The sequence below is a fragment of the Janthinobacterium sp. SUN073 genome (genome assembly GCF_030397665.1).
GTDB lineage: Bacteria > Pseudomonadota > Gammaproteobacteria > Burkholderiales > Burkholderiaceae_D > Janthinobacterium.
In genome coordinates this window covers 238386-261048 of sequence record NZ_JAPUBT010000006.1, presented here as the reverse complement: position 1 = coordinate 261048, position 22663 = coordinate 238386, and the positions used below count along the sequence as shown (strand labels likewise).

23 protein-coding genes are annotated in these 22663 nt (G+C 61.9%); 12 read left to right on the top strand and 11 right to left on the bottom strand.

Features of this window, described 5'->3' with window-relative positions; genetic code table 11:
* Positions 1-24: 24 nt before the first annotated feature.
* Both O0882_RS18290 and O0882_RS18285 read right to left on the bottom strand, forming a co-directional pair.
* Complete coding sequence (locus O0882_RS18290) at positions 25-651, bottom strand: glycine zipper 2TM domain-containing protein (protein ID WP_289950248.1); 627 nt, start codon at positions 649-651, stop codon at positions 25-27.
* Positions 652-787: 136 nt separating this feature from the next.
* Complete coding sequence (locus tag O0882_RS18285; protein WP_289950246.1) at positions 788-1222, bottom strand: NINE protein; 435 nt, start codon at positions 1220-1222, stop codon at positions 788-790.
* Between the two features lie 277 nt (positions 1223-1499).
* Between O0882_RS18285 and rpsP the strand changes: the two genes are divergently transcribed.
* From rpsP to O0882_RS18235, 10 genes are all read left to right on the top strand, one after another.
* Positions 1500-1751 carry a 30S ribosomal protein S16 gene (gene rpsP / locus O0882_RS18280; RefSeq protein WP_010395524.1) on the top strand — a complete coding sequence of 84 codons (252 nt, stop codon included), beginning with the start codon at positions 1500-1502 and terminating at the stop codon, positions 1749-1751.
* A gap of 13 nt (positions 1752-1764) precedes the next feature.
* Positions 1765-2322, top strand: coding sequence for a ribosome maturation factor RimM (gene rimM, locus O0882_RS18275; protein WP_289950245.1), 558 nt, complete (start codon positions 1765-1767; stop codon positions 2320-2322).
* 50 nt (positions 2323-2372) lie between these two features.
* Positions 2373-3119 carry a tRNA (guanosine(37)-N1)-methyltransferase TrmD gene (gene trmD / locus O0882_RS18270; protein ID WP_289950244.1) on the top strand — a complete coding sequence of 249 codons (747 nt, stop codon included), beginning with the start codon at positions 2373-2375 and terminating at the stop codon, positions 3117-3119.
* Positions 3120-3249: 130 nt separating this feature from the next.
* Entirely contained in the window at positions 3250-3633 is a 384-nt protein-coding gene (gene rplS, locus O0882_RS18265; protein WP_010395528.1) for a 50S ribosomal protein L19, read from the top strand.
* Positions 3634-3710: 77 nt separating this feature from the next.
* Positions 3711-4370: a CoA pyrophosphatase gene (locus O0882_RS18260; protein WP_289950243.1), complete on the top strand. Its 660-nt coding sequence runs from the start codon at positions 3711-3713 to the stop codon at positions 4368-4370.
* Positions 4371-4467: 97 nt separating this feature from the next.
* The gene (locus tag O0882_RS18255) at positions 4468-5427 is read left to right on the top strand and encodes a CobD/CbiB family protein (protein ID WP_141172012.1); all 960 of its coding nucleotides are present in this window, start codon (positions 4468-4470) and stop codon (positions 5425-5427) included.
* Positions 5428-5652: 225 nt separating this feature from the next.
* Positions 5653-5988 carry a DUF3579 domain-containing protein gene (locus tag O0882_RS18250; RefSeq protein WP_029496213.1) on the top strand — a complete coding sequence of 112 codons (336 nt, stop codon included), beginning with the start codon at positions 5653-5655 and terminating at the stop codon, positions 5986-5988.
* A gap of 83 nt (positions 5989-6071) precedes the next feature.
* On the top strand, positions 6072-6521 hold the full coding sequence (locus O0882_RS18245) for a CBS domain-containing protein (RefSeq protein WP_289950241.1): 450 nt from the start codon (positions 6072-6074) through the stop codon (positions 6519-6521).
* 78 nt (positions 6522-6599) lie between these two features.
* Positions 6600-7418, top strand: coding sequence for an AraC family transcriptional regulator (locus tag O0882_RS18240; RefSeq protein ID WP_289950239.1), 819 nt, complete (start codon positions 6600-6602; stop codon positions 7416-7418).
* A 2-nt stretch (positions 7419-7420) separates the two neighbouring features.
* Positions 7421-8872 (top strand): nitrilase-related carbon-nitrogen hydrolase, encoded by a 1452-nt coding sequence (locus O0882_RS18235; RefSeq protein WP_289950238.1) that lies wholly within the window; start codon positions 7421-7423, stop codon positions 8870-8872.
* 190 nt (positions 8873-9062) lie between these two features.
* Here the strand turns inward: O0882_RS18235 and O0882_RS18230 are convergent, their stop codons facing one another.
* The gene (locus O0882_RS18230) at positions 9063-9803 is read right to left on the bottom strand and encodes a GntR family transcriptional regulator (protein WP_071079073.1); all 741 of its coding nucleotides are present in this window, start codon (positions 9801-9803) and stop codon (positions 9063-9065) included.
* Positions 9804-10191: 388 nt separating this feature from the next.
* Here O0882_RS18230 and O0882_RS18225 point away from each other — a divergent pair, with 388 nt between their 5' ends.
* Complete coding sequence (locus O0882_RS18225) at positions 10192-12852, top strand: TonB-dependent receptor (RefSeq protein ID WP_289950237.1); 2661 nt, start codon at positions 10192-10194, stop codon at positions 12850-12852.
* 256 nt (positions 12853-13108) lie between these two features.
* Positions 13109-14230 (top strand): heparan-alpha-glucosaminide N-acetyltransferase domain-containing protein, encoded by a 1122-nt coding sequence (locus O0882_RS18220; RefSeq protein WP_289950235.1) that lies wholly within the window; start codon positions 13109-13111, stop codon positions 14228-14230.
* Here O0882_RS18220 and O0882_RS18215 read toward each other — a convergent pair.
* The 8 genes from O0882_RS18215 to O0882_RS18180 form a co-directional block, all read right to left on the bottom strand.
* The gene (locus tag O0882_RS18215) at positions 14227-14364 is read right to left on the bottom strand and encodes a hypothetical protein (protein WP_289950234.1); all 138 of its coding nucleotides are present in this window, start codon (positions 14362-14364) and stop codon (positions 14227-14229) included. The two genes, O0882_RS18220 and O0882_RS18215, sit on opposite strands and share 4 nt — an antisense overlap.
* A 176-nt stretch (positions 14365-14540) precedes the next feature.
* Positions 14541-15857, bottom strand: coding sequence for a hypothetical protein (locus O0882_RS18210; protein WP_289950233.1), 1317 nt, complete (start codon positions 15855-15857; stop codon positions 14541-14543).
* A 160-nt stretch (positions 15858-16017) separates the two neighbouring features.
* Positions 16018-17163 carry a sn-glycerol-3-phosphate ABC transporter ATP-binding protein UgpC gene (gene ugpC / locus O0882_RS18205; protein ID WP_289950232.1) on the bottom strand — a complete coding sequence of 382 codons (1146 nt, stop codon included), beginning with the start codon at positions 17161-17163 and terminating at the stop codon, positions 16018-16020.
* A gap of 14 nt (positions 17164-17177) precedes the next feature.
* Positions 17178-18524, bottom strand: coding sequence for an MFS transporter (locus O0882_RS18200; RefSeq protein WP_289950231.1), 1347 nt, complete (start codon positions 18522-18524; stop codon positions 17178-17180).
* 57 nt (positions 18525-18581) lie between these two features.
* Positions 18582-19610 carry a glycoside hydrolase family 3 N-terminal domain-containing protein gene (locus tag O0882_RS18195; RefSeq protein ID WP_289950230.1) on the bottom strand — a complete coding sequence of 343 codons (1029 nt, stop codon included), beginning with the start codon at positions 19608-19610 and terminating at the stop codon, positions 18582-18584.
* Positions 19607-20443, bottom strand: a complete 837-nt coding sequence (locus tag O0882_RS18190; RefSeq protein ID WP_289950229.1) for a carbohydrate ABC transporter permease — start codon at positions 20441-20443, stop codon at positions 19607-19609. The genes O0882_RS18195 and O0882_RS18190 overlap by 4 nt, the downstream gene beginning before the upstream one ends.
* 12 nt (positions 20444-20455) lie before the next feature.
* The gene (locus tag O0882_RS18185) at positions 20456-21325 is read right to left on the bottom strand and encodes a sugar ABC transporter permease (RefSeq protein ID WP_289950228.1); all 870 of its coding nucleotides are present in this window, start codon (positions 21323-21325) and stop codon (positions 20456-20458) included.
* Between the two features lie 7 nt (positions 21326-21332).
* Positions 21333-22589, bottom strand: coding sequence for an extracellular solute-binding protein (locus O0882_RS18180; protein ID WP_289950227.1), 1257 nt, complete (start codon positions 22587-22589; stop codon positions 21333-21335).
* Positions 22590-22663 lie beyond the last annotated feature (74 nt).

Below are 22663 nucleotides of genomic sequence, written 5' to 3'. Positions count from 1 at the left end.
CCAGTCCTTGCTTTTGGGTTCAGCTTACCTTCTGGCAATACCATTACCGGAATTGCGTACCAAGTCGCCAGCCGCCAATCCAGGATCCTGGTCAAATGCGAAGTCAGCCTTGGCGCCCGTTTCGTATTGCACGGTGACGGTCCAGGTCTTGGCATTCTTCATGTGGCCTTCGACTTGCTTGCCCGCGAAAGCGCCGCCAGCGGCGCCGGCCAGGGTGGCCAGGTCCTTGCCGCGTCCGCCGCCCACCTGGCGGCCCAGCAGGGCGCCGGCCACGCCGCCACCGATCATGCCCAAGGCGCCGCCTTCACCGGCCTTCTCGGTGACATTGACTGCCAGGACCTTGCCGCAATCGGCGCAGATCTGGTGTTGTGGCTGCTTGGAAGGCTGGCTGGCGTAGGAATTGCCCGCTTTCTGTGCGGCCTTGGCATTGATGATGGCCTGGTCGTATTCGCTCTTGGCGTCGCGCAGGCATTGCATGCGGGCTTTTGAGCTGGTTTCTTCTGTGCACAATTTCTTGTCGTCCGCATAGCGCGTGCTGGCTTGTTTGGTATCGTAGGCGTATTGCGCCTTCGGCGACAGGTTTTGCGCGAAGGCGGAGGTGCCGAACAGGGCCGTGATGGCGACTGCGAGGATGAGTGGGCGACGAATCATGATCTTCTCCTAGGGGGTGTTGAATATGCCAGTAATGTCGGCATTGTGAATGCAGTATAGGGGAAAATCATGATTGCTTACCAACACTTACATGTGCGCGTGCCGCGCGCCATGCGATGTCATTTCTGCATGGGAATTAACCGTAGGCGCCGCCCGTGTACAGCAAGTCGAACAGGCGCGCCATGGTGGCGATCAGCACGCCTGCGCCTAGCATCAAGGTAGCGACCAGCACCACGGCCAGGGGCCAGCCCGTGTCCGACAAACGGCCGGAGGCGGCGTTGTAGCGCGCGTCCCACTTGTCGTCCGGCATCAAGCCCAGCACCAGCGCTTCCAGGAAGCCGACCAGGGCGGACAGGGTCAGCGGCAATATCTGGTAAAACCAGTCGGCCTCGGGAAGCAGCTGGCGTAGCAGCAAGGAGGCGGGCAGGGCGGCCAGGTGCAGCCAGCCCCAGCGGTCTTTGCTGCCATGCAGGTAGAAGCGGTGCGCGCCCAGCATGCCCAGCAGGAAGGCCAGCAAGGTGGTGAAGGCCTTGTTCTTGTGCGACTGTTGCAAAATGGTAGCGGTGGTCATGGGACTCCAGAGTTGCTCATCGGTAAAGATTGCCAGTATCGGCCATTGTCTCGCACAACGATAGCACTTTCCTGTGGCGTTTATGCAATGATTTCGCGTGATTTCAAGCCATGGCCGGCACGATAGGCGCAGACGCCTATTGCGTCTTCGGCCATCACTGGTCATAATGTTTGATTAGCCCAAATTACACGCCCGTCATCATAACGCTTGCTGCCTGGCGGTAAAGCGCGCTATAATTTGCGGCTTTTTCCGCCTCAGCACACTTTTTGGAAATATTATGGTCGTTATTCGTTTAGCTCGTGGAGGCGCCAAGAAGCGCCCGTTCTTCAACATCGTCGCTACAGATTCGCGCAATCGCCGCGATGGTCGCTTCATTGAGCGTATCGGTTTTTACAACCCGATGGCGCAAGGTGGCGAAGTTCCACTGCGTATCACCGCAGACCGTCTGGCCTACTGGCAAGGCGTTGGCGCACAATTGTCGCCAACCGTTGCTCGCCTGGTTGCCAGCAACAACAAAGCAGCAGCTTAATTAGATCACTGGTTTGACGGTCAAGACTGCATCCGGGGTGAAAGTCCCCGATGACCTGGTACAGGTAGGCTATGTCTCCGGTGCTTATGGCATTGCTGGCGGAATCAGGATCACTCCTTTCTCCGACGACGCGGATGCATTATTAAGCGTTAAAACCTGGTGGTTTGATAAACCGACCTTGCATGATGTTGAAGTCAGGCAAGCGAAGTTACACGGCGGCGACGTCGTGGCCCAGCTGGTGGGTGTGGTCGGGCGGGATGCCGCAGAAGCGCTGAAAGGCGTCTCTGTGCAAATTCCGCGTAGCCATTTCCCGACGCTGACGGCCGATGAATTTTATTGGTCCGATCTGATCGGACTGACAGTCGAGAATTTGCAAGGCGAGTGCCTCGGCACAGTGCACGACATGATGAGCAATGGTCCCCAGTCGATCTTGCGCGTTACGCCCGTTGCCACTGCCGATGAGACCGTTGAAAAGGCGCCTGAGCGCCTGATCCCGTTTGTTGGTCAGTTTGTCATTAACGTTGACAAGGCCGCCAACAAGATCACGGTCGACTGGGGCCTCGATTATTAAACCGCCTGCGCATAATTTTGCGCCGGGCAAACATTGCAGGATGGTGAACGATGCAATTTGATGTCGTGACCCTGTTCCCGGAAATGTTTGCCGCGCTGACGCAGTCGGGTGTGACCCGGCGTGCCTTCGAGCAGGGGAGATGTGGCTTGTCGCTGTGGAATCCCCGTGATTTCACCACCGACAATCACCGTACCGTGGATGACCGCCCGTATGGCGGCGGCCCTGGCATGGTGATGATGGCGCGTCCCCTCGAAGCGACAATTAATGCCGCGAAGCAACGCCAAGCCGAACTCGGCCTGGCGGCGCCCCGCGTGGTGTTCATGTCGCCGCAAGGCCGTGCGCTGACGCACGAGCGTGTCACGCAGCTGAAAGCCGAACCTGGTTTGGTGATCCTGTGTGGCCGCTATGAAGCCGTGGACCAGCGTTTGCTGGACCGTTGCGTCGACGAAGAAATCAGCGTCGGCGACTTTGTTCTGTCGGGCGGTGAGTTGCCCGCCATGGCGCTGATGGATGCGGTGATCCGCCTGTTGCCGGGTGTCTTGAACACCGAGGCATCGGCCATCGAGGATAGCTTCGTCAATGGCTTGCTCGATTCGCCGCACTACACGCGGCCGGAAACATATGAAGGCATGGCCGTGCCGCCCGTCTTGATGGGTGGCAATCATGCCGAGATCGTCAAGTGGCGCCGCCAGCGCATGCTGGAAGCGACCGCGACGAAGCGGCCTGACCTGCTGGTCAGTGCACGCGCCGCCGGCTTGCTCAGCAAGACCGACGAAAAATTCTTGGCCAGCCTGTAAGCCGTCTCCGGACGGCCTGCAGGGTGGCCAGTAGTGCCGGGCATGTTGCCCAAATTGTGTTACCCATCCTCTACCGGGCGGATACTTGCTATCCACAGTGCGCCGGCATGATGGTTTTCGGAGTTATAAAATGGACTTGATTCAACAATTAGAGCAGGAAGAAATTGCTCGTCTGGGTAAAACCATTCCTGAATTCGCACCAGGCGATACCGTTATCGTCAGCGTCAACGTAGTCGAAGGTACGCGCAAGCGCGCCCAGGCTTACGAAGGCGTCGTTATCTCCCGTCGTAACCGTGGCCTGAACTCGAACTTCATCGTTCGCAAGATCTCGTCCGGCGAAGGCGTTGAGCGTACGTTCCAACTGTACTCGCCGCTGATCGCTTCGATCGAAGTGAAACGCCGTGGTGATGTTCGCCGCGCCAAGCTGTACTATCTGCGTGAGCGTTCGGGTAAATCGGCGCGTATCAAAGAAAAATTGCCAAATCGCCGCGTTGTGGCGAAAGCAAGCGCGTAATATCAGCGTCTGCGTTGGGAAAAGGGGTGCCTCTCGGCGCCCCTTTTTTATTCCGAATTGTCTATGGGACAAGCTGCATGGCCACCATCGCATTTGATCCACAACAACTCGCCATCGATTCGATCGCCGGCGAGGCGGCGCTGGACGCCGTGCGCCTGACGCCGGACTGGCTGCGCCAGCGCCTGGCCGAACAGCCCGAATGGCAGCCCGAGATTACCCAGGATTTCCTGTCCGCCCGCGCCGTGCCCGTGCGCGCCGCCGTGCTCATTCCCCTCGTGCAACGACCGCAGGGCTTGACCATCTTGCTGACCATGCGCACGGACCATCTGAGCAGCCATGCGGGCCAGGTCAGCTTTCCCGGTGGGCGCAGCGAAGCCTTCGATGCGTCGCCCATCGCCACGGCCCTGCGCGAAACGCAGGAAGAAGTCGGCCTGGCGCGCGAGCACATCGAAGTGCTGGGCCACCTGCCCGACTACCTGACGGGCACCGGCTACCAGGTCACGCCCGTGGTGGGCCTGGTGACGCCGCCGTTCGAACTGCGCGCCGACCCGTCCGAAGTGGCGGAAATCTTCGAAGTGCCGCTGGCCTTCCTGATGGATGGCCTCAACCATCAGCGCCTGTCGGTGGAATTGCCCGGCGGGCGGCGCTCGTTCTACGCCATGCCGTACGAGCGCTTCTACATTTGGGGCGCCACCGCTGGCATGCTGCGTAATCTGTTTCACCTCTTGCGCGCGTAAAATGGTGCCGCGCACGTAATAAGTTTGATTCCAGCACGGCACTGCGCTATCGTAGCGGGCATTGCGGTATTGCTGAAAAAGACAAAAAGGACCATTGATGACATTTCTCTCCATACTTTGCGCATTGCTGATCGAGCAGCTCAAACCTTTGCGCGCGGACAATCCGATCTACGCCGAAATCAAGAGCCTGGCAATGCGCATGGAGACCTGGTTCAATGCCGGCCATGCCAACCATGGCCGCATGGGCTGGTTCCTCATGATCGGCGTGCTGATGGTGCCGACGGCAGGCGTGTACTGGCTCTTGCAGCATTATCAGCTGACCCTGCTGGCCTTTGCCTGGAACGTCCTCATCGTCTACCTGACCCTGGGCTTCCGCCATTACAGCCACTACTTCACCTCGATCCAGCTGGCCTTGAGCGCCGGCGACGAAGCGACCGCGCGTACCTTGCTGGCCGACTGGACCAAGCTCGACACGGTGGGCATGGAAGCGAGTGAAATCGCCCGCATCGCCGTGGAAAAAGCCCTGATCACCACGCATCGCAATGTATTTGGCGTCTTTTTCTGGTTCCTGATGCCGCTGGGCCCTGCCTGCGCCGTGATGTACCGCGTGGCCGAATACCTGGCCCGCGCCTGGAACGAGCCGGAGCACATGCGTAATGAAGCGTTCGGCCAGTTCGCCGCGCGCGCCTTTTACTGGATCGACTGGATCCCCGTGCGCCTGACGGCCGTGGCGTTTGCCGTGGTCGGCAATTTCGAGGATGCCATCTATGCCTGGCGCAATTTCGCCCAGCGCTGGCAGGACGAGGCCATCGGCATCATCCTGACGGCCGGCGGTGGCGCCATGGGTGTACGCCTGGGCACGCCAGCGGAAACGGCGGCCCGAGTGCTGGTGACCCCAGACATGGCCGTCGATGACAGCGACAGCGAAAGCGATATCCTGCCCGGCGAAGAGCCGGGCGCGCGCGCCTTGCAGAGCACGGTCGGCCTGGTCTGGCGCGCCTTGCTGCTGTGGATGCTGCTGCTGCTGTTGATGTCGGGCGCCGTTTTCCTCGGCTGACGCGGGCGCACACGCGCCACCCATGCGCCTTGCGCGTGGAACAAGGTTAAAATAGGGGCTGGCGCGTTACGCGTGCCGGCCCCTGTTTGCAGCGTCAGGGCAGATCGAGGTAGAACCCAAGTCTTCTATAAGATATAATACTGGCTTACCGCAGCAAACGTAGTTGAATTACCAGCCCGGCTTACCCGCCGGGGCCATTCACGCAATCCAGTCCCGACAAGCCACATGGCCGAGTTATCTCAAAAAACAGGGGAACTCTCAGACGAGTTCTTCATCCTTGGTCTCACCAGCAATGGCAAGCAATTCCGACCCAGCGATTGGGCCGAGCGCCTTTGTGGAGTGATGTCCTGTTTCAATCCCGAAGGTGGCGGGCGCAATGCGCACCTCCAGTATTCGCCCTACGTGCGCCCGACCGTCGTCAATGGCGTCAAGTCGGTGGTGGTCAACACCAAGCTGCGCGAGATCGAGCCGATGGCGTTTCACTTCGTGCGCGAATTCGCCAAGGATAACGACCTGCAGATCGTCGAAGCCTGCTTCCTGCCGCCCCCCGAAGAAAAGTAAGACCCGTTTCATTTGATCTAGCGCAAAGCCCGCCACGGCCGGGCGGCGTAGCGTGGACACTCTGCCTCAAACGGAGTGGCGACATGCGTATCGGCGACATCTGTACCCTGCATACCATCCATTGCCAGCGTGACACCAGCGTGCAAGACGCGGCGCTGCTGATGCGCCAGCATCATGTGGGCGACCTGATCGTGGCCGAACAGCCGAACGGCGAGCGCGTCCCCATCGGCATCCTCACCGACCGCGACATCGTCATTTCCGTCATTGCCCTGGGCCTCGACCCCGCCAGCCTGCTGGTGGGCGACATCATGAGCGCGCAGCTGCTCACCGCCAGCGAAGACGAAGACGTCTACGACATCATCGAACGCATGCGCGTCAACGGCATCCGCCGCCTGCCCGTGGTCAACAGCCTGGGCGGCCTTGCCGGCATCGTCAGCATCGACGACCTGCTGGCCTTCCTGTCCCAGGAGACGGCCGAGCTGGCACGCATCAGCAGCGGCCAGCTGGTACATGAAAAACGCATGCGCAAATAAGCCCGTATTGCGCAATTCCAGTCAAATCCTCTTCACCCGAAAATGCTACAGTCGCTGCTCGTTCAATGGGAAGCGTCCATGCACTATCTGGCCAAGGCACTCTGGTATATCGAATCGCATTATGCGGAGAATATCTCGCTCGGCGATATCGCCTACGTGGGCGGTGCCTCGCCGTGTCACCTGACGCGCGCGTTTGGGCTGGCCACGGGCCACTCCGTGATGCGCTATGTGCGGGCGCGCCGGCTCAGCGAGGCGGCCCGCGCGCTGGCGCAGGGCGCGCAAGACATTCTCGCCGTCGCCCTGCAGGCCGGCTACAGTTCCCATGAAGCATTTACGCGGGCCTTCCGCGACCAGTTCCAGATCACGCCGGAAAAGGTCAGGGCCCAGCGCCACGTCGCCAACCTCGCGCTGGTGGAGGCCATCAAAATCGATGTGGCGCCGGGCGTGGTCCTGGAGCCGCCCCGTTTCGAGCAGGGGCCCGCCTTGCTGGTGACAGGTCTCGTTGAACGTTATCGCGCGGAAACGTCTGCCGGCATTCCCGCCCTGTGGCAGCGCTTCCTGCCCCATGTGGCGCCCGGCCAGCTGGTGTATGGCGTGTGCTGCAACAATGACGATGCGGGCAATTTCGATTACCTGTGCGCCATGCCGGTGAGCGACTTTTCCCTTGCCCCCGAGGGCTGGACGCGGCTGCGCATCGCGCCGCGGCGCTATGCCGTGTTTCATCACCGCGGGCATATTTCCACCATCCGCTCCACCTGGCGCACGGTGTGGAACGAGTGGCTGCCCCGATCCGGGCTGGAGGTGGCGGACGCGCCCGATTTTGAACGCTATGACCAGCATTTCGATCCCGCCAGCGGCATCGGCGGCGTGGAAATCTGGCTCCCCTTGAAAGCCTGAGCATGTTTCCTGCCTTGTCCGCGCCGACTGCCGGCGGCACCGCGCTGCGCCAGCGCCTGTTGCAAACCGCCGCCGCGCTGGCGGCGGGCATGCCCCTGTACTGGGTGCTGGGGCCGCAGCCGATTGGCTGGCTGGCCTGGTGTGCGCCGCTACCCGTGCTGTGGCTGGCCCTGCGTTCGTCGCGCCGCGATGCGGCCTGGATGACGTTCCTGGCCGCCTTGCTGGGCCTGTCATCGAACGTTGCCTATTTCTGCCTGCTCATGCCTTTGCCGACCGTGCTGGCCGTGCTGCTCGTCAAGGCACTGCTGTGGCTGCTTGTGGTGCTGGTCACGCGGCGCCTCGTGCTGCGCTACCGGACGTCCTGGACGGTGCTGGCCTATCCCGTGCTGTGGGTTGCCATCGATACCTTGATGGCCGCCTTGCTGCCGGATGGTAACTGGGGCAGCCTCGCGTATTCGCAAGCGGATAACGTCGCCGTGCTGCAGACGGCGGCCCTGGCGGGCGTGCCTGGCATGCTGTTTGTGCTGTGCCTGGCGCCATCCGCGCTGGCCTTGCTGCTGGCGGGCGGGCGGGCGTATGCGCCAGCGGCGGGCGCGAGCGTGTTGTTGCTGGCGGCCGCGTTCGCCGCTGGCGCCTGGCGCGTCCACGGCGCGCCGCCGCCAGGCGGGCCGCTGGCAGGGCTGGTGGCCATCGATGACTTTATCGGCCCGGCCACGCCGCCGGCGCGCGCGCAAGCCATCTGGGACCAGTACGCGCGCCACGTCGAAGCGCTGGCCGGGCAGGGCGCCAGACTGGTGCTGTTGCCGGAAAAGATAGCCGTGATGTCCCCCGCGCAGGCGGACGCCGTGCGGCAGCGTTTCCAGGCGCTGGCGCGCGGCACGGGCGCGTGGATCACCCTGGGGCTCGGCGTGCAAGACGCCGCCGGCCGGCGCAACCTGGTCTGGCTGTTCGCACCCGATGGCGCCGCGCCTGTCAGCTATCAAAAACACCATCTGGCGCCGCCCGAGCGCGATTTTCTTGCTGGCAGTGCGTATGCCGTGCAGCCGGTGGCGGGGCAGGCCATGGGCATGGCCATTTGCAAGGACATGCATTTCGCGCCCTTGGGCCAGGCGTATGGCGCGGCCGGAGCGCAAACGATGCTGGTACCGGCCTGGGATTTCCAGCTGGACGCCTGGATGGGCGCGCGCATGACCGTGGTGCGCGGCGTGGAAAACGGCTACGCGGTGCTGCGCGCGGCGCGCGAGGGCGTGCTGACGGTCAGCGATGCATATGGACGGGTGTTGGCGGGGCGGGCCAGCAGCGCCATGCCGGGCAGCACCTTGCTGGCGCCGCTGCCGGCGCATCCGACCATCTCCACCTGGGCTGGCTGGCTAGGGCCGCTGTTCGGCTGGCTGTGCGTGGCGCTGAGCGCGATCCTGCTGTGCCTGGGCCGCCGCGCCGTGCCCGCTCCGTGACGGGAAACACCACTTTGCTGCAATGCGCAAAACCGCATCGCGCCGCCTTCTTTTATATTTTTCGCACGCGGCCACATAATCGCCGCCGATGATTACAGCGCCGCCGTGATTATATCGGCGCGATGCCGCCATATATATTGCAGTGCAATAAGTGGTTTTATCTGGTATTGAGAAAATATGGCAATTGGTATTAATTGGTACTTAATTCGGCCACGAAGTCATACATATCGCCGCGGAAGTAGGAGCGGCAAAATTCCACGGCGCGGCCATCGCGCAAAAAGCCCAGTCTTTCCACCGACAAGCCCGCGTCGCCTTCCTGCGCCTGCAGCAGGCTGGCCTGTTCTCCCGTCAACAACAAGGCGCTGAGGCGCTGCAAGGCGCGCACGGGCCGGTTGCCCGCCTGTTCCAGCGCGTCATACATGGACACATCGACGGCGTCGAGCGCCGGCAGGCAGCTGGCGACGATGGTCGCGTACTCCAGGCACATCGGTATCTCGTCCGCATAGCGGATGCGGTGAAAGCGGTACACGGGCGCGCCCGGCGACAGCCGCAGGCGCAAGGCCTCTTCCGGCGTGACGGTGCCCTCTGCGCGCTTGAGCCACACGCTGCGGGGCGTGCGCCCGCGCGCCCGCATGTCCTCGGAAAACGAGGTCAGCTTGGCGAAATTCTTCTCGATGCGCGTATTGATGAAATTGCCCGAGCCGGGGCGCCGCACCAGCAAGCCCTCGTTGACGAGGCCGTCGATGGCCTTGCGCACGGTGATGCGCGAGACGGACAGGTCGCTGGCCAGCTGGCGCTCGGCCGGCAGGGCTTCCTCGGGGCCAAGGATGCGCTTGTCGATCGCTTCGCGCAGCGCGCGCTGCAGTTGCTGGTACAGGGGCAGGCTACTCGTCTGCCCCAGGCCTTGCATGATGTGAGCCAGGGTTGTCATACGCTGAGGGTCTCCGTTACGGCGCGTTGCAGACGCGCTCTGTATCTGTTTTGTGTCGCTGGATAATACCAAAAAAGGCCGTTATAAAACCAATTTGAATTATCAGGCCGGCAATTTATGCCTGGCCTCGCTGGTATTTACGTCGCTCATACGGGCTACAGATTGATTCAGGTGAAGTGGTCTGTGTGATTCAAACAACGTTATAAAAAAAAAGTTGCAACTGGTAGTGTTCTGGTATTGGATAGTAGTATATTGGCGTTGAATTGGTTTTGTAAGTGGTTGTACCGAAGGGTCTGCAGCATGCCGGCGAGAGTGGGCGGGCTGGAAAGAAGATCTACGTTAAAAATGAAAAGGGTCCAATCCTGGAGCCTAAATCAAGGGGGAGTACATGAAACGCAATTTGACACTTGCAGCTGCCGTCGTGAAATCCGGATCGCGTCGCCGTACGCCGATCGCTACGGCTGTTGCCGTGATGGTCGCTGGTCTGGCCTTTTCGGCGCAGGCGCAGGAAGCACCCGCCGACGACGTGTCCACCGTAGTGACGGTGACCGGCGTGCGTGCCTCGCTGGAAAAATCGCTGAAGCAAAAACGTAATGCGGATTCCGTGGTGGAAGTGATCACCGCCGAAGATATCGGCAAGATGCCAGACCGTAACGTGGCTGACGCGATCCAGCGCCTGCCAGGTGTGAATACCCAATCGTCTGCCGGTGGCGAAGGCGGCTTCGGCGAAAACGACCGCGTCAGCCTGCGCGGCACCAGCCCCAGCTTGCAACAAACTCTGTTCAATGGCCACGCCATCAGCACGGGCGACTGGTTCGTACTGAACCAGTTCGGTGGCAACGTCGGCCGCAGCAGCAGTTTTTCCTTGCTGCCATCCGAGCTGGTGAGCTCGGTAGTGGTGAAAAAGAGCGCGACAGCCGATCTGGTGGAAGGTGGCGTGTCCGGTGCGATCGACGTGATTACCCGTCGTCCGCTGGAGTTCAAGAACAAGCTGACCGCCGAAGGCTCCATTCAAGCCAACTACAATGACCTGTCGGAGAAAACCCAGCCGCAATTCTCCGGTATGGTGAACTGGAAAAACGACGACAATACCCTGGGGATCATGGTTCAGGGTTTCTCGCAAAAATCGGAAGTGCGTCGTGATGGCCAGGAAATCCTCGGTTACACGGCGATTGCCGCCGACAAGGCTGCCGCCAAGGCGCATCCTGACCTGGTGGGCGTCCTGGCTCCGACCTTCATCGGTGCGAGTTTCTTCGAGCAAAAGAAAACCCGCGAAGGTGGTGCATTTGACATCGAGTTCAAGCCGAACAAGGATCTGACGCTGGATTTGAATGGCTTCTATTCGCAATTGAAGGCGCCGCATTCGAACACCAACCATTTGGCCGCGCCGAGCGGCTCGATTAACGCGGGGATGGTGCCGACGTCCTACACGGTGCGCAATAATACGCTCGTGGCGGCGAATTTCACGCAGAATGCCGGCGAGGTCGATAATATTTATCGTCCTGACGCAGGCGGTGAAACGTACTACCTCGATTTCAACTTCAAGTACCGTGCCAGCAAGGACCTGACCTTTACAGGCAAGCTGGGCAAGACCCACGGCGTGGGCTACGACCGTGACGATGTGTACTACCAAAACAAGGTCGATGGCGGCATGAACTATGCGCTCAATGGCATGAGCCCGGCTACCGTCGCCTACCCGGGCGGCACGACTACCGCGCCATTGGGTACGGCATGGATCGGTGGCGGGGAATCGCAGTCGGTTGACAAGGAACTGTATACTCAGATCGATGGCGAATTACGCCTGTCAAACGGCATATGGGATTCCATCAAGTTTGGCGCACGCTTCACTGACCATAAACGTACCGCCGAGCATCCGTTTGAAACGGGTCCTGGCGCGACGGGCTTGAACAGTGCCGGCCCGATCTGGAACGGTACGCAGTACCCGAGTAATTTCGCGTCCAACCTGGGCGGTAATTTGCCGACCAACTATTTCCGCTATGACGGTGATGCCTTGGCAAAATGGGCGGCGATTCCCGGCAACCGCAATCCTGACCGCGTAGCTCGCCATAACTGGCGCGATGAATTCAAGCTGCAGGAAAAAACCCAGGCAGTCTACGGTATGGCCAATTTGGCTGGCGATGACTGGAGCGGTAACTTCGGCGTGCGCGCAGTCCGCACCAAGCAGTCCACTACTGTTAATTCCAGCGGTGGTCCGATCACGGGTTCCGCGTTTGGCGCCTACTCGCAAAACACCTTCGAGCGCACCTATAACGACTTCCTGCCGAGCGCCAACATCAAGTTTGATGTCAACCGCGATCTCGTTGTGCGCGCGGCCTTGGCCAAGACCATTGCGCGTCCTGACTATAGTGCGCTGGGCGGTGCCGTATCGCTGAATGAGGATTCCCTGAGTGGCACCAAGGGCAACATCAATCTCAATCCCGTGCGTTCGAACAATGCCGAAGTCAGCGCCGAGTGGTATTTCGCGCCAAAATCGGCGGTCTCGGCCGGTATTTTCTACATGGATTTGACTTCGATCGTGGCGCAACGTAACGTCAACGCTACCTATTTCAATACCAAGGTCGGTGCTGACAGGGTGTTCCAAGTTACCGAGTCCTACAACACCAAGGGCAAGAACAAGGGTATCGAGTTGAGCTATCAGCAACCGGTGCTGGGTGATTTCGGCGTACTGGCCAACTACACCTATGCTGATGGCAAGCTGAACGATGGCAGCGAATTGCTGAACGCGTCGAAGAACACCTACAACCTGACCGCTTTCTACGAAGCCCATGGTTTTAGCGCGCGCCTGGCTTATAACTATCGTTCGGCTTACAAGGCGGGCGTGGACCGTGGCGCCAGCCAGCACGTCGACGACAGCAGCACCCTGGCAGGTTCGCTCAACTACAAGATCAACGAACATTTCACGATCACGTTCGATGCGCTTAATCTGACCAATGAAACCATCAAGATGTACGCGGAAAACAAGGATCAGCCACGCGCTTTCTATAGCAACGGCCGTACCTTCTACCTGGGCTTGCGCGGCAAGCTGTAAGCAAGACGATCAGGCCTGATGCGCCCGCGTCAGGCCAGGTCTTCCTCGGTCTTTCAAGCAAGTTCCTGCTTCAGGGGCTTGCTTTTTTTTTGCGCTCACCGGTAGTGCTGCTTCTGTCTTTTTCACGCCAGGGCTGTCCCCGCAGGTCGCCAGCATGACTTGCGTCCGCTAAGCTTGTATCCGGCGGCGTAAGGTTTTTTGCCGCCTCCTTGCCGCAAGCAGGAAGGCGGTTTTTCCTATTTAGAATTGTTTGATCATGACTATTGCACCTCAACGCTACCTTGCCCTCGACGTCCTGCGCGGCCTGACCGTGGCCCTGATGATCGTCGTCAATACACCGGGCGACTGGGGCAGCGTGTATGCGCCGTTCCTGCATGCCGAATGGCATGGTTTTACTGTGACGGACCTGGTTTTTCCCAGTTTTTTGTTTGTCGTCGGCAATGCGCTGGCCTTTGCGTTGGGGAAATATGAGCACCTGGGCCATGGCGCCGTGCTGGCCAAGTTGTGCCAGCGCAGCGCGCTGATCTTTTTACTGGGCTTCCTGCTGTACTGGTTCCCCTTCTTCAAGCTCGACGATGCGGGCCAGTTCGCCTGGTCGCCCCTGTCGCACACGCGCATTCCCGGCGTGCTGCAGCGCATCGCCGTGTGCTACCTGGCCGCCGCCCTGATCCTGCATTACTGGAAGACACGCGGCGCGCTGGTCTTTTGCGCCTGCGCCTTGCTCGGCTACTGGGCCATCCTCGCGACCTGGGGCGACTACAGCTTGCACGGCAATGCGCCGGCCAAGCTCGATCTGATCCTGCTGGGCGACAGCCACCTGTACCACGGCGAAGGCATCGCCTTCGATCCGGAAGGCATCCTCGGCACTTTGCCGGCCATTGTCAATGTGATTGCCGGTTATCTGGCGGGCAGTTTTTTACGTCAGGCGACACCGGCTCGGCTGCGCTCCAGCTTGGTTCAGCTGGCCGTGGCCGCTGCCATCTGCGTGGTCGTGGCCCTGTGCTGGAATGAAGTATTTCCTATCAATAAGAAGCTGTGGACCAGCTCTTACGTAATGCTGGGCATCGGCCTGGACTTGCTGCTGCTGGCGCTGCTGATGTTCATCATTGACGTGCGTCAAATGACGGGTTGGACGTATTTTTTTGAAGTCTTCGGCAAGAACACCCTGTTCATCTACCTGGTGTCGGAAGTGCTGGTGATCATCGCGTTTACCGTGCGCATCGGCAGCGGCAACCTGTACCAGTGGCTGTACCAGCAGTGGTTTACGGGCTGGGCGCCGGCGCGCGTGGCTTCCTTGCTGTTTGCCGTCAGCTTCATGCTGCTGTGCTGGCTGATCGCCTACGCCATGGACAAGCGCAAGATCTATATCAAGGTCTAGAACTTCAGCTTCAAGCCGCAACGGGTGGCCAGCGCGGTGAAGAGCAGCAACAGGGCGGCGCCGCGCAGGAAGAGCAGGCCCACCAGGGGGCCGGCCAGCACGTGGGCCACCGTCGAACCGAGCACCTGCGGCACGTTGACGACGCATGGTGACGATCAAGCAGCCGCGGAAGGCATGCACAGGCTGGTCAATCGTTCAGGTGCAGGTGCGGGGGGCGGTGGCTGGCGGCATGGAAGGAGGAAAAGGTCGAAAAAAAAGCAGCCCCGGCCTGAGCCGGGAACTGCTTTGCGCATGCTGCGGGGAGCAGGAATTACTGCGCCGCTGCTGCCGGTGCCGCCGCTGCCGTGGCAGGACGGTTCAGCCACAGGATCCAGTAGCGGGCCAGATCGCCCACGCCGTCGCCGCCCTTGACCGTTTCCAGGACCTTGATGGCGTCGTCTTTCTTGCCGGCCATGGCGTAGGAATAGCCGAGGCGCAGTTTGGCGTCTTCTGGGCGCTTCAAGCCGCCCTTGGCGATGCCTTTCTGGATCAGGTCGATACCTTTGTCGAACTGGTCCATCGTCACGAAGGCGTAACCCAGGTTGATCAAGCCCGTGCCATCCTTGCTCTTCATGGCCGAGGCTTCGCCGCTGGCGATGCTTTTCGCATCGTCGGCGGCAGCCTTGTTGGCTTGGTCGCGCAGTTTCTTGTGCTTGGCGGCATTCGCGCCCGTGCCCAGCACGCCTTTGGCAAAGCCCGCGTCGAGGACTTTTTTCGCTTCCGTCGGGAAGGCATTCTGCAAGGCGATTTCAGCCATGTCGCTGTAATCTTGCGGCGGCATGGTGCCCACGGCCTTGAATTGCAGGCGCAGTACGTCCAGCGCGAAGCGGTCCGAATAGCCGGCCTTGCTTTGCGTGCGGCTCAGCAAATCGCTCCAATAGTCATCCGACGGGTAGTAGCGCACCAGGTTTTCCATGGCGATCAGGTAGGTGGCCGGGTCCTTGCTCTTCGAGCCCGTATTGGCCAGCAATTGCAGTTCTTCGATGGTCGGCGTCTTGCCCGCTTGCTGCTTGGCCGTCAGGTCGGCCATCAGTTCCTGTTTCGCGCGCGCGAAATCATTGCTGAAGTAGTAGGCGCGGAGGATGTAGGGACGCACGGTGGCCACGTCGCCTGTTTCCGTCTGGTAACGGGTGAACCACTTGATGGCGTTCGGATAATCCTTGGCGTTGTAGTGGTAGTTGGCCAGCGCCTGGATGAAGTCGCCCTGGACTTTCTTGTCCAGCTTGCCCGATTCGATCACCGCTTCCAGTGCCGTCATGGCCATGGCCGTATTGTTGGTGGTGGAGGCCAGCGCCACGCGCAGGCGGTTCAGCACGAACAATTCGTAGGGCGTCAGGGCGGGAATGGCGGCTGCCTGGTCGATGCGGCTTTGCACGTCGGCGTAGTTTTTTGCATCCATCGATGCCTTCACGGCGTCCGGATCGAGCAGCTTGAATACTTCAGGGCGCACCGTGTCGACCGGGGCGGCGGCGGGTGCACCGGCGGCAGCGGCTGGCTTGGCATCCTGGGCGTGCGACAGGGCTGGCAGGACGTTCAGGCCGATGGCGGCCAGGATCAGGCTGAGACGGGCAAGACGGAATTGGGACATGGGTTATCCTTCAATCAATAACAAAAATACGCACCTGCAATGGCAGCCGCAACATCGTGCAGTGGCATTGCCAGAGGGGCAAGGAAGCTCGAAAAAACACATTTCTGCCAGTCTGCCTGCATAAGTCAAACAGAAGCGGCATGATACAGAGCGGCTATTGTCACATAAACTGCTGGGCTGGTGCGGCAAACGTGCGCGCCAGTGCTTGCCCTTTGGCATCGAACAGCAGGCAGCGCTGCGCCGGCAGATGCAGGCGCATGGCATCGCCCGCCTGGCGCAAGCCATCCTCGGCCGGCAGCTTGACGGCCAGCATCTCGGCCAGCATCCCGGCCACACCAGGCATGCTGGCGTAAACGATGGCCACGTCGCCCAGGTATTCGACATGGCTGACACTGGCATCGATCACGTTGTTGTTCACCGTCTCCTTGTCCTGCAGGCTGACATGCTCGGCGCGCACGCCCAGGGTCAGCGGGTCGCCCGGCGTCACGCCATCACCGTGCACCTCGACCTCGATCACGGCGCCGCCGGGCAGGCGCACGGCCACCGTGCCGGGTCCGCAGGCGACAGCCTCGCAGGCGATGAGATTCATCTTCGGCGCGCCCAAAAAGCCGGCCACGAACAGGTTGCCGGGATGGTTGTACAGCTCGTGCGGACTGCCCACCTGCTCGATGCGCCCGCCGTTGAAGACGACGATGCGCTCGCCCAGGGTCATCGCCTCGACCTGGTCGTGCGTGACGTAGATCATGGTGGTTTTGAGTTCCTGGTGCAGGCGCGAAATCTCCACGCGCATCTGCACGCGCAGCGAGGCGTCGAGGTTCGATAGCGGCTCGTCGAACAGGAAGACCTTGGGCTTGCGCACGATGGCGCGGCCGATGGCCACGCGCTGGCGCTGGCCGCCCGACAGGTCCTTCGGTTTGCGCTTGAGCAAAGGCGTGATCTGCAGGATTTCGGCCGCGCGTTCGACGGCGGCGCGCACCTCCGCCTTCTTGTGCCCGGCCAGGCTGAGGGCGAAGGCCATGTTTTCGAACACCGTCATGTGCGGATACAGGGCATAGCTCTGGAAGACCATGGCCAGGCCCCGCTCGGCCGGCGCGATGTCGTTGGCCAGTCGGCCGCCGATATGCAGCTCGCCGTCCGTGATGTCTTCCAGCCCGGCGATCATGCGCAGCAGGGTCGATTTACCGCAACCGGAAGGCCCCACGAAGACGACGAATTCGCCATCGCGGATATCGAGGTCGATGCCGTGGATGACAGGGTGCTTGTCGTCGTACAGCTTGACGATATTCTCTAAAACGATATGTGCCATGTGGTGGTTCTATCCTAGCTGGCGCTGGCTGGCGCTTGAGGGGGATCGGCCTTGCTCAGGTCGGGTTTGTCCGCGTCTTCCTTCGGCCCGACGCGCATGAAACGCGACAGTATCAGCACGGGCACGGCCGACACCAGCACCCACAGGAAGAAATTCTTGTAGCCGAGGGCCATCTGGATATCGCCGCTGACCATCTTGAACAGCACGAAGCCCAGCTGCATCACGCCGGTGGCGAACGCATAGTGGGCCGTCTGGTATTTGCCCACCGAGACGACCTGCATCATGAACAGGATCAGGCCGACGAAGCCGAAGCCGTAGCCGAACATTTCCACGCTGAGCGCGGCCGTGATCAGGGCCAGGTCGCTCGGCATGCTGTGGCTCAGGTAGTAGAACACCAGGTTGGGCAAGTTCATGGCCAGGATCAGGAAGAACATGGCGCGCTTCAGGCCCAGCCAGGAAGTAAAGTAGCCGCCGCCTATGCTGCCCAGCAAAAAGGCCACGGTGCCGGCCGTGCCGTACACGGCGCCCACTTCCACCGTCGACAGGCCCAGGCCGCCCAGTTCGCGCGCTTCGCGCAGGAACAGCGGGCCGATGGTCTGCACCTGCGCCTCGCCGGCGCGGAACAGGATGATGAAGGCGATCATGCCCCAGATGCCGGGCTTCTTCAGGAAGTCCACCAGCACTTCCCACAGGGTGCGGCTGATGCCCGCCACGCTCTTGTCCTTGACGGCGCTGTTGCGCACCTGCGGCAGCGACCAGATGTGGTAGGCGGCCAGCGACAGCATGATGGCGCCGATGATCAGGAAGATCACCGACCAGGCCTGTTTCTTGCCGATATGGTCTTCCAGGTAGCCGGCCAGGATCACCAGGCCGCCCAGCGAGATGAACTTGCCCGCGTTGAAGAAGGCGCCCTGCCAGCCCGCATAGGCGGCCTGCTGCTTGTTCGACAGGCTGGCGATATACAGGCCGTCGCAGACGATGTCGTGCGTCGACGAGGCCAGCGCGGCGACGGCCAGCACGGCCACGCAGGCGGCGAACCACAGCGGCGTCTGCAGGGCCAGCGCGATCAGGCCCAGACTCAGGCCGCCGAGGAACTGGAACAGCACCACCATGGTCTTTTTGCTGGGCGCCAGTTCCAGGAAGGGGCTCCACAGGGGCTTGAAGACCCAGGCAAAGCCGATCAGCCCTGTCCAGCGCGCGATCTGGTCGTTCGGCACGCCCAGGCTCTTGAACATCAGGCCGGCGACCAGGGCCACGGCGTAAAACGGCAGGCCTTGGGCGAAGTACAAGGTGGGCACCCACGAAATCGGGCTGCGGACGCCGCCCTTGCTACGGTTGTTGCTGCTGGTCTTGTCGTTCATGGATGCTTCCTCGGGTCGTCTTGATAGTCGGGTATTGCGTTCGGTGCAAAGGCGCGATTACTGACAGCGCCGCCTGGCCTCGGCCATGATGATGCGGTCGGCCGCCTCCTGCGCGTACACGCCGCTGACGGTCGGGTAGCGTGCGGCCATGGCCGCCAGGCGCTGCAGCCGCGCACCCACCGCCTGCAGCGGCAGGGCGCCAGAGGCCAGCGCGGCGCTGACGTCGTCCAGCGCGGCCGGCAACTGCGCGGCATCGGCCAGCAGGGCCATGTCGGCGCCGGCGGCCAGGGCGCGCGCGCCGACATGCCCGCCCTGCGTGTCGATGCCAGGCGTGAGCAGCACGCCGCCATAGCCCCACTGCTGGCGCAGCAAGCCATGCATCACCGCGTGCGACAGGCTGGCGGGCTGGCGCGCGTCGAGGGCTGGATAGGTCACGTGCGCGCTCAGCATCGAGGCCGTCTGCGTGGCGGCCTGGCGAAACGGCACGAAATCGTGTTCTTCCAGCTGCGAGCGGGTCTTGTCGACGCTGGGCAGCTGGCCACCGGCACCGTGCTGCGGCAGGTACAGCCTGGCGCAGCACGCCACGCCCTCGGCCTGACAGCCCGACGTCCAGGCTTGCGCCATGGCGGCCGCTTGTGCCGGATCGCCGCCAAACGCTTGCGCCGCGCCAGGCGCCTGTGCGGCGCCGGTGTCGAGATTGATCAGGGGCGCCAGCAGCCAGTTGATGCCCAGCGCGCGCAAGCCGCGCGCCGTCGCCGCGCCCGTGCCGTTGGCCAGCTCCGCGTCGCCGACGGCGCACAGGTCCATGGCGCCCGGCGGCTGCGGCAGCCAGGCCGGGTAAGCCGCAGGCATGCCGGCCGGGTCGATGGCGATCAGCGCCTGCGGACCTAGGGCGCGGCGCAAGTCCGCGCTCAGGCGCGTCAGCTGCGCCGCGTCGCGCAGATTGGCCGCGCGCAGGCATACGGCACGGATGCCATGTTGCTGCAGGCATTGCGCCATGGCCGCATCGAGTTCGGTGCCGGGGATGCCCGTCATCAGCAGCTGCCCGGCAAGCCGGCGCAGGTCGGTAGTGATGGCGGCGCTCATTTGACGGCGCCGTCCATGCCGCGCATGAAGAAGCGCTGGGTAAACAGGAATGCCAGCAGGGTCGGCACGATGGTGATCAGGGTGCCGGCGGCAATCACGCGCGTGCTGCTGCCAAACGTGCCGCGCAAATACAGCACGCCCACCGACAGCGGGAATTCATCGGGTTTGCTCATGACGATGGAGGGCCAGATGTATTCATTCCACGATTCGACGGCCGTCAGGATGCCGACGGTGGCCAGCCATGGCGTGATCAGGGGCAGCATGATGCGGCTGAAGATGACCCACTCGGAGGCGCCATCGACACGCGCGGCGTCGATCAGGTCTTGCGGCACTTCCTCGAACGCCTGCTTGAGCAGCAAAATGGCCACGGCCGTCACCACGTTGGGCAGGATCACGCCCGTGTAGGTGTCGACCAGGCTCATTTGCGTGATGGTGATGAAGTTGACGAGGAAGTTCACCTCCGACGGCAGCACCAGCGTGGCCAGGATCAGGCCGAACACCAGCTTGCGGCCACGGAATTTCAGGCGCGCCAGCGGATACGCGGCCAAAGAGCACAGCAGCAGTTTCCAGAACACGGTGAACACGGCGATCAGCACGGAGTTCTTGAAGAACGACCAGATCGGGATCGCATGGAACACTTCGATGAAGTTCTCAAAAGACGGCGCCTTCGGCCAGAAGGTGGGCGGGAAGGCGAAGATATTGCCTTGCGTGGAAATGGCCGTCACCAGTGTCCACCAGAACGGGAAGACGCAGACGACGGCGATCGCGCACAGCACGGCATAGTGGCCGAGTATTTGCAGGCGGGTTTTCAGGGGGCGGGAACGGAGTTTCATGGTCATTCCCTCTTAGCGGTGCTTGGGTTTCAGATAGCGCAGGCACAGCAGGGCGATGGCTATACAGAACAGCGAGACGACGAAACTGGCGGCCAGCGCGCGCGGCAGTTTCAAGTGCTTGAGGCCTTGGTCATACGCGTAGTACAGCGCCGTGAAGGTCGAGTTCATCGGCCCGCCCTGGGTCAGCACGTCGACTTCCTGGTAAGCCTTCAGGGCCGCCAGCACGGACAGGATGGAGCACAGCATGATGGTCGGGCGCAGCATCGGCACGGTGATTTTCCAGAAGCGCTGCCAGCGGTTGGCGCCATCGAGCATGGCCGCTTCCTGCATGTCCGACGGGATCGATTGCAGCGCCGCCAGGTACATCACCATGTACCAGCCCAGGCCGCGCCACAGGGTCACGAACATGACGGCGAACAGGGCCAGGCTGTCGTTCGTCAGCCAGCCCACGGGCGCGTTTACGAGTTTTAACGTCATCATCACGTAGTTCAGCGCGCCCTGTTCGTGGAACATGAAGCCCCACATGATGCCGACCACGGACACGGTGGTCACCACGGGGACGTAGAAGGCGGCGCGGAACAAACGGATGCCGGGCAGGCGGTTGTTCACCAGCACGGCCAGCACGATGGCGCCCACTTGCACGAAGGGCACCATCAGCAAAAACATCAGCGAATTCTTCAGGCCCGAGACGAACATCTCGTTGTTGAAGATGTAGCGGAAGTTATCCAGGCCGACGAAGCGCGTCTCGCGTATCAGGCTGTAGTCGGTGAACGCCAGCACGGAGCCGTAGCCGACGGGCCAGAAGGAAAAGGCGGCCAGCAGCAGCAGGGCGGGGGCGAGAAACAGCCAGGCTTGCAGAGTGTGGCGGTGGGCGAGTTTCATGCTGTCCTCAGTGACGCGGCAGAGTGGCCAGCTTGCGGTTCCAGATGGCGACGGCCTGGTCCAGCGCCTGCTTCACATCCTGCTTGCCCGTCACGCCCGCCTCGACGGCTTTGACCAGCGAGCGGCGCAATTCGTCGTAGTCGTCGATGCCGGCCACGTACAGGGTGCGCGAGTGGCCCATCGACAGGGCGCCGGCAGCGACGGCTTTCTCGGCCGCGCCCGCGTTTTTCGGCGTGGACAGGAAGAACGGGTCGGCCGCCGCCTTGACGGTGGTGGGGAAGACGCTGGCCTGCCTGGCGAAGGCCAACTGGTTGGCGTCGTTCGTCAGGAAGCGCGCGAACTTGCCGACCGATGGCAACAGGCGCGCCGGCACGCCTTTCGGAATGGCGAAGTGCACCAGCCAGCCGCCGTCGGCGATGCCGGTGGGGCCCAGCGGCGCGGGCGCCACGTCGGTGATGGCGTAGATGTCTTTCGCATCGCCGCGGATGCGCTGCATGGCCGTGGGCGGCGCCAGCAGCATGCCCAGGCGGCCGCCCTTGTAGGCGTCGATCACGGCCGGGAAGTTATCTTCGGCGAACAGGCTTTCCTTCAGCAGGCCGCCCACTTTATAGGTGTCGGCCAGTTTTTGCACCAGCGCCACGTGCTGCGGCGAATTGAAGACGGCGCGGTTATCGGTGATGACGGCCAGGCCCTGCTGCATGAACAGGCCGTCGATTTTGGAGAGGGCGGGGGCGATGCCGGCCTTGCCCGTGCGTTGCGCGATCTGGCGTGCGAACGCCAGCTGTTCATCGAGGCTGGCGGGGCCGCGCGTGAGGCCCGCTTGCTTGAAAATATCGGTATTGAAGGCGATCACCGCGACATTGCTGTACATGGGAAAACCGTAGGTGCCGCCCTTGAAGCGCAAGTCTGCCAGGGCGCTGGGAATGTAGCTGGCGCGCGCTGGCGCGATCAGGCCATCGACTTGTGTGAGCAAGCCGTCGCGCGCAAATTCGTCGGCCCAGGGCACGTTCAGGCTGACCAGCGCGGGCGGCGTGCCGGCCACGATGCGCGTGACCAGCTTGGTCTGGATGACGTCCCACGGGAAGTCGATCCATTCGATTTTGACGTCGGGATTCTGCGCCTCATAGCGCGCCACCACTGCATTGAAATACGGCGTGAACTTGGGCTTCATGCTGAAGGTCCAGAATTCGATTTTCTCGGCAGCCCATGCCTGTGGCGCGAGCAGGCCCGCGCAGGCAAACACCGCCAACAGTCTCTTGATCATTATTATTATCCTGGCGACTGACCCCGCAAGTGCCGGGGTCGGACCCTCAGGGTCCGACCCCCGTCTCTGCCTTT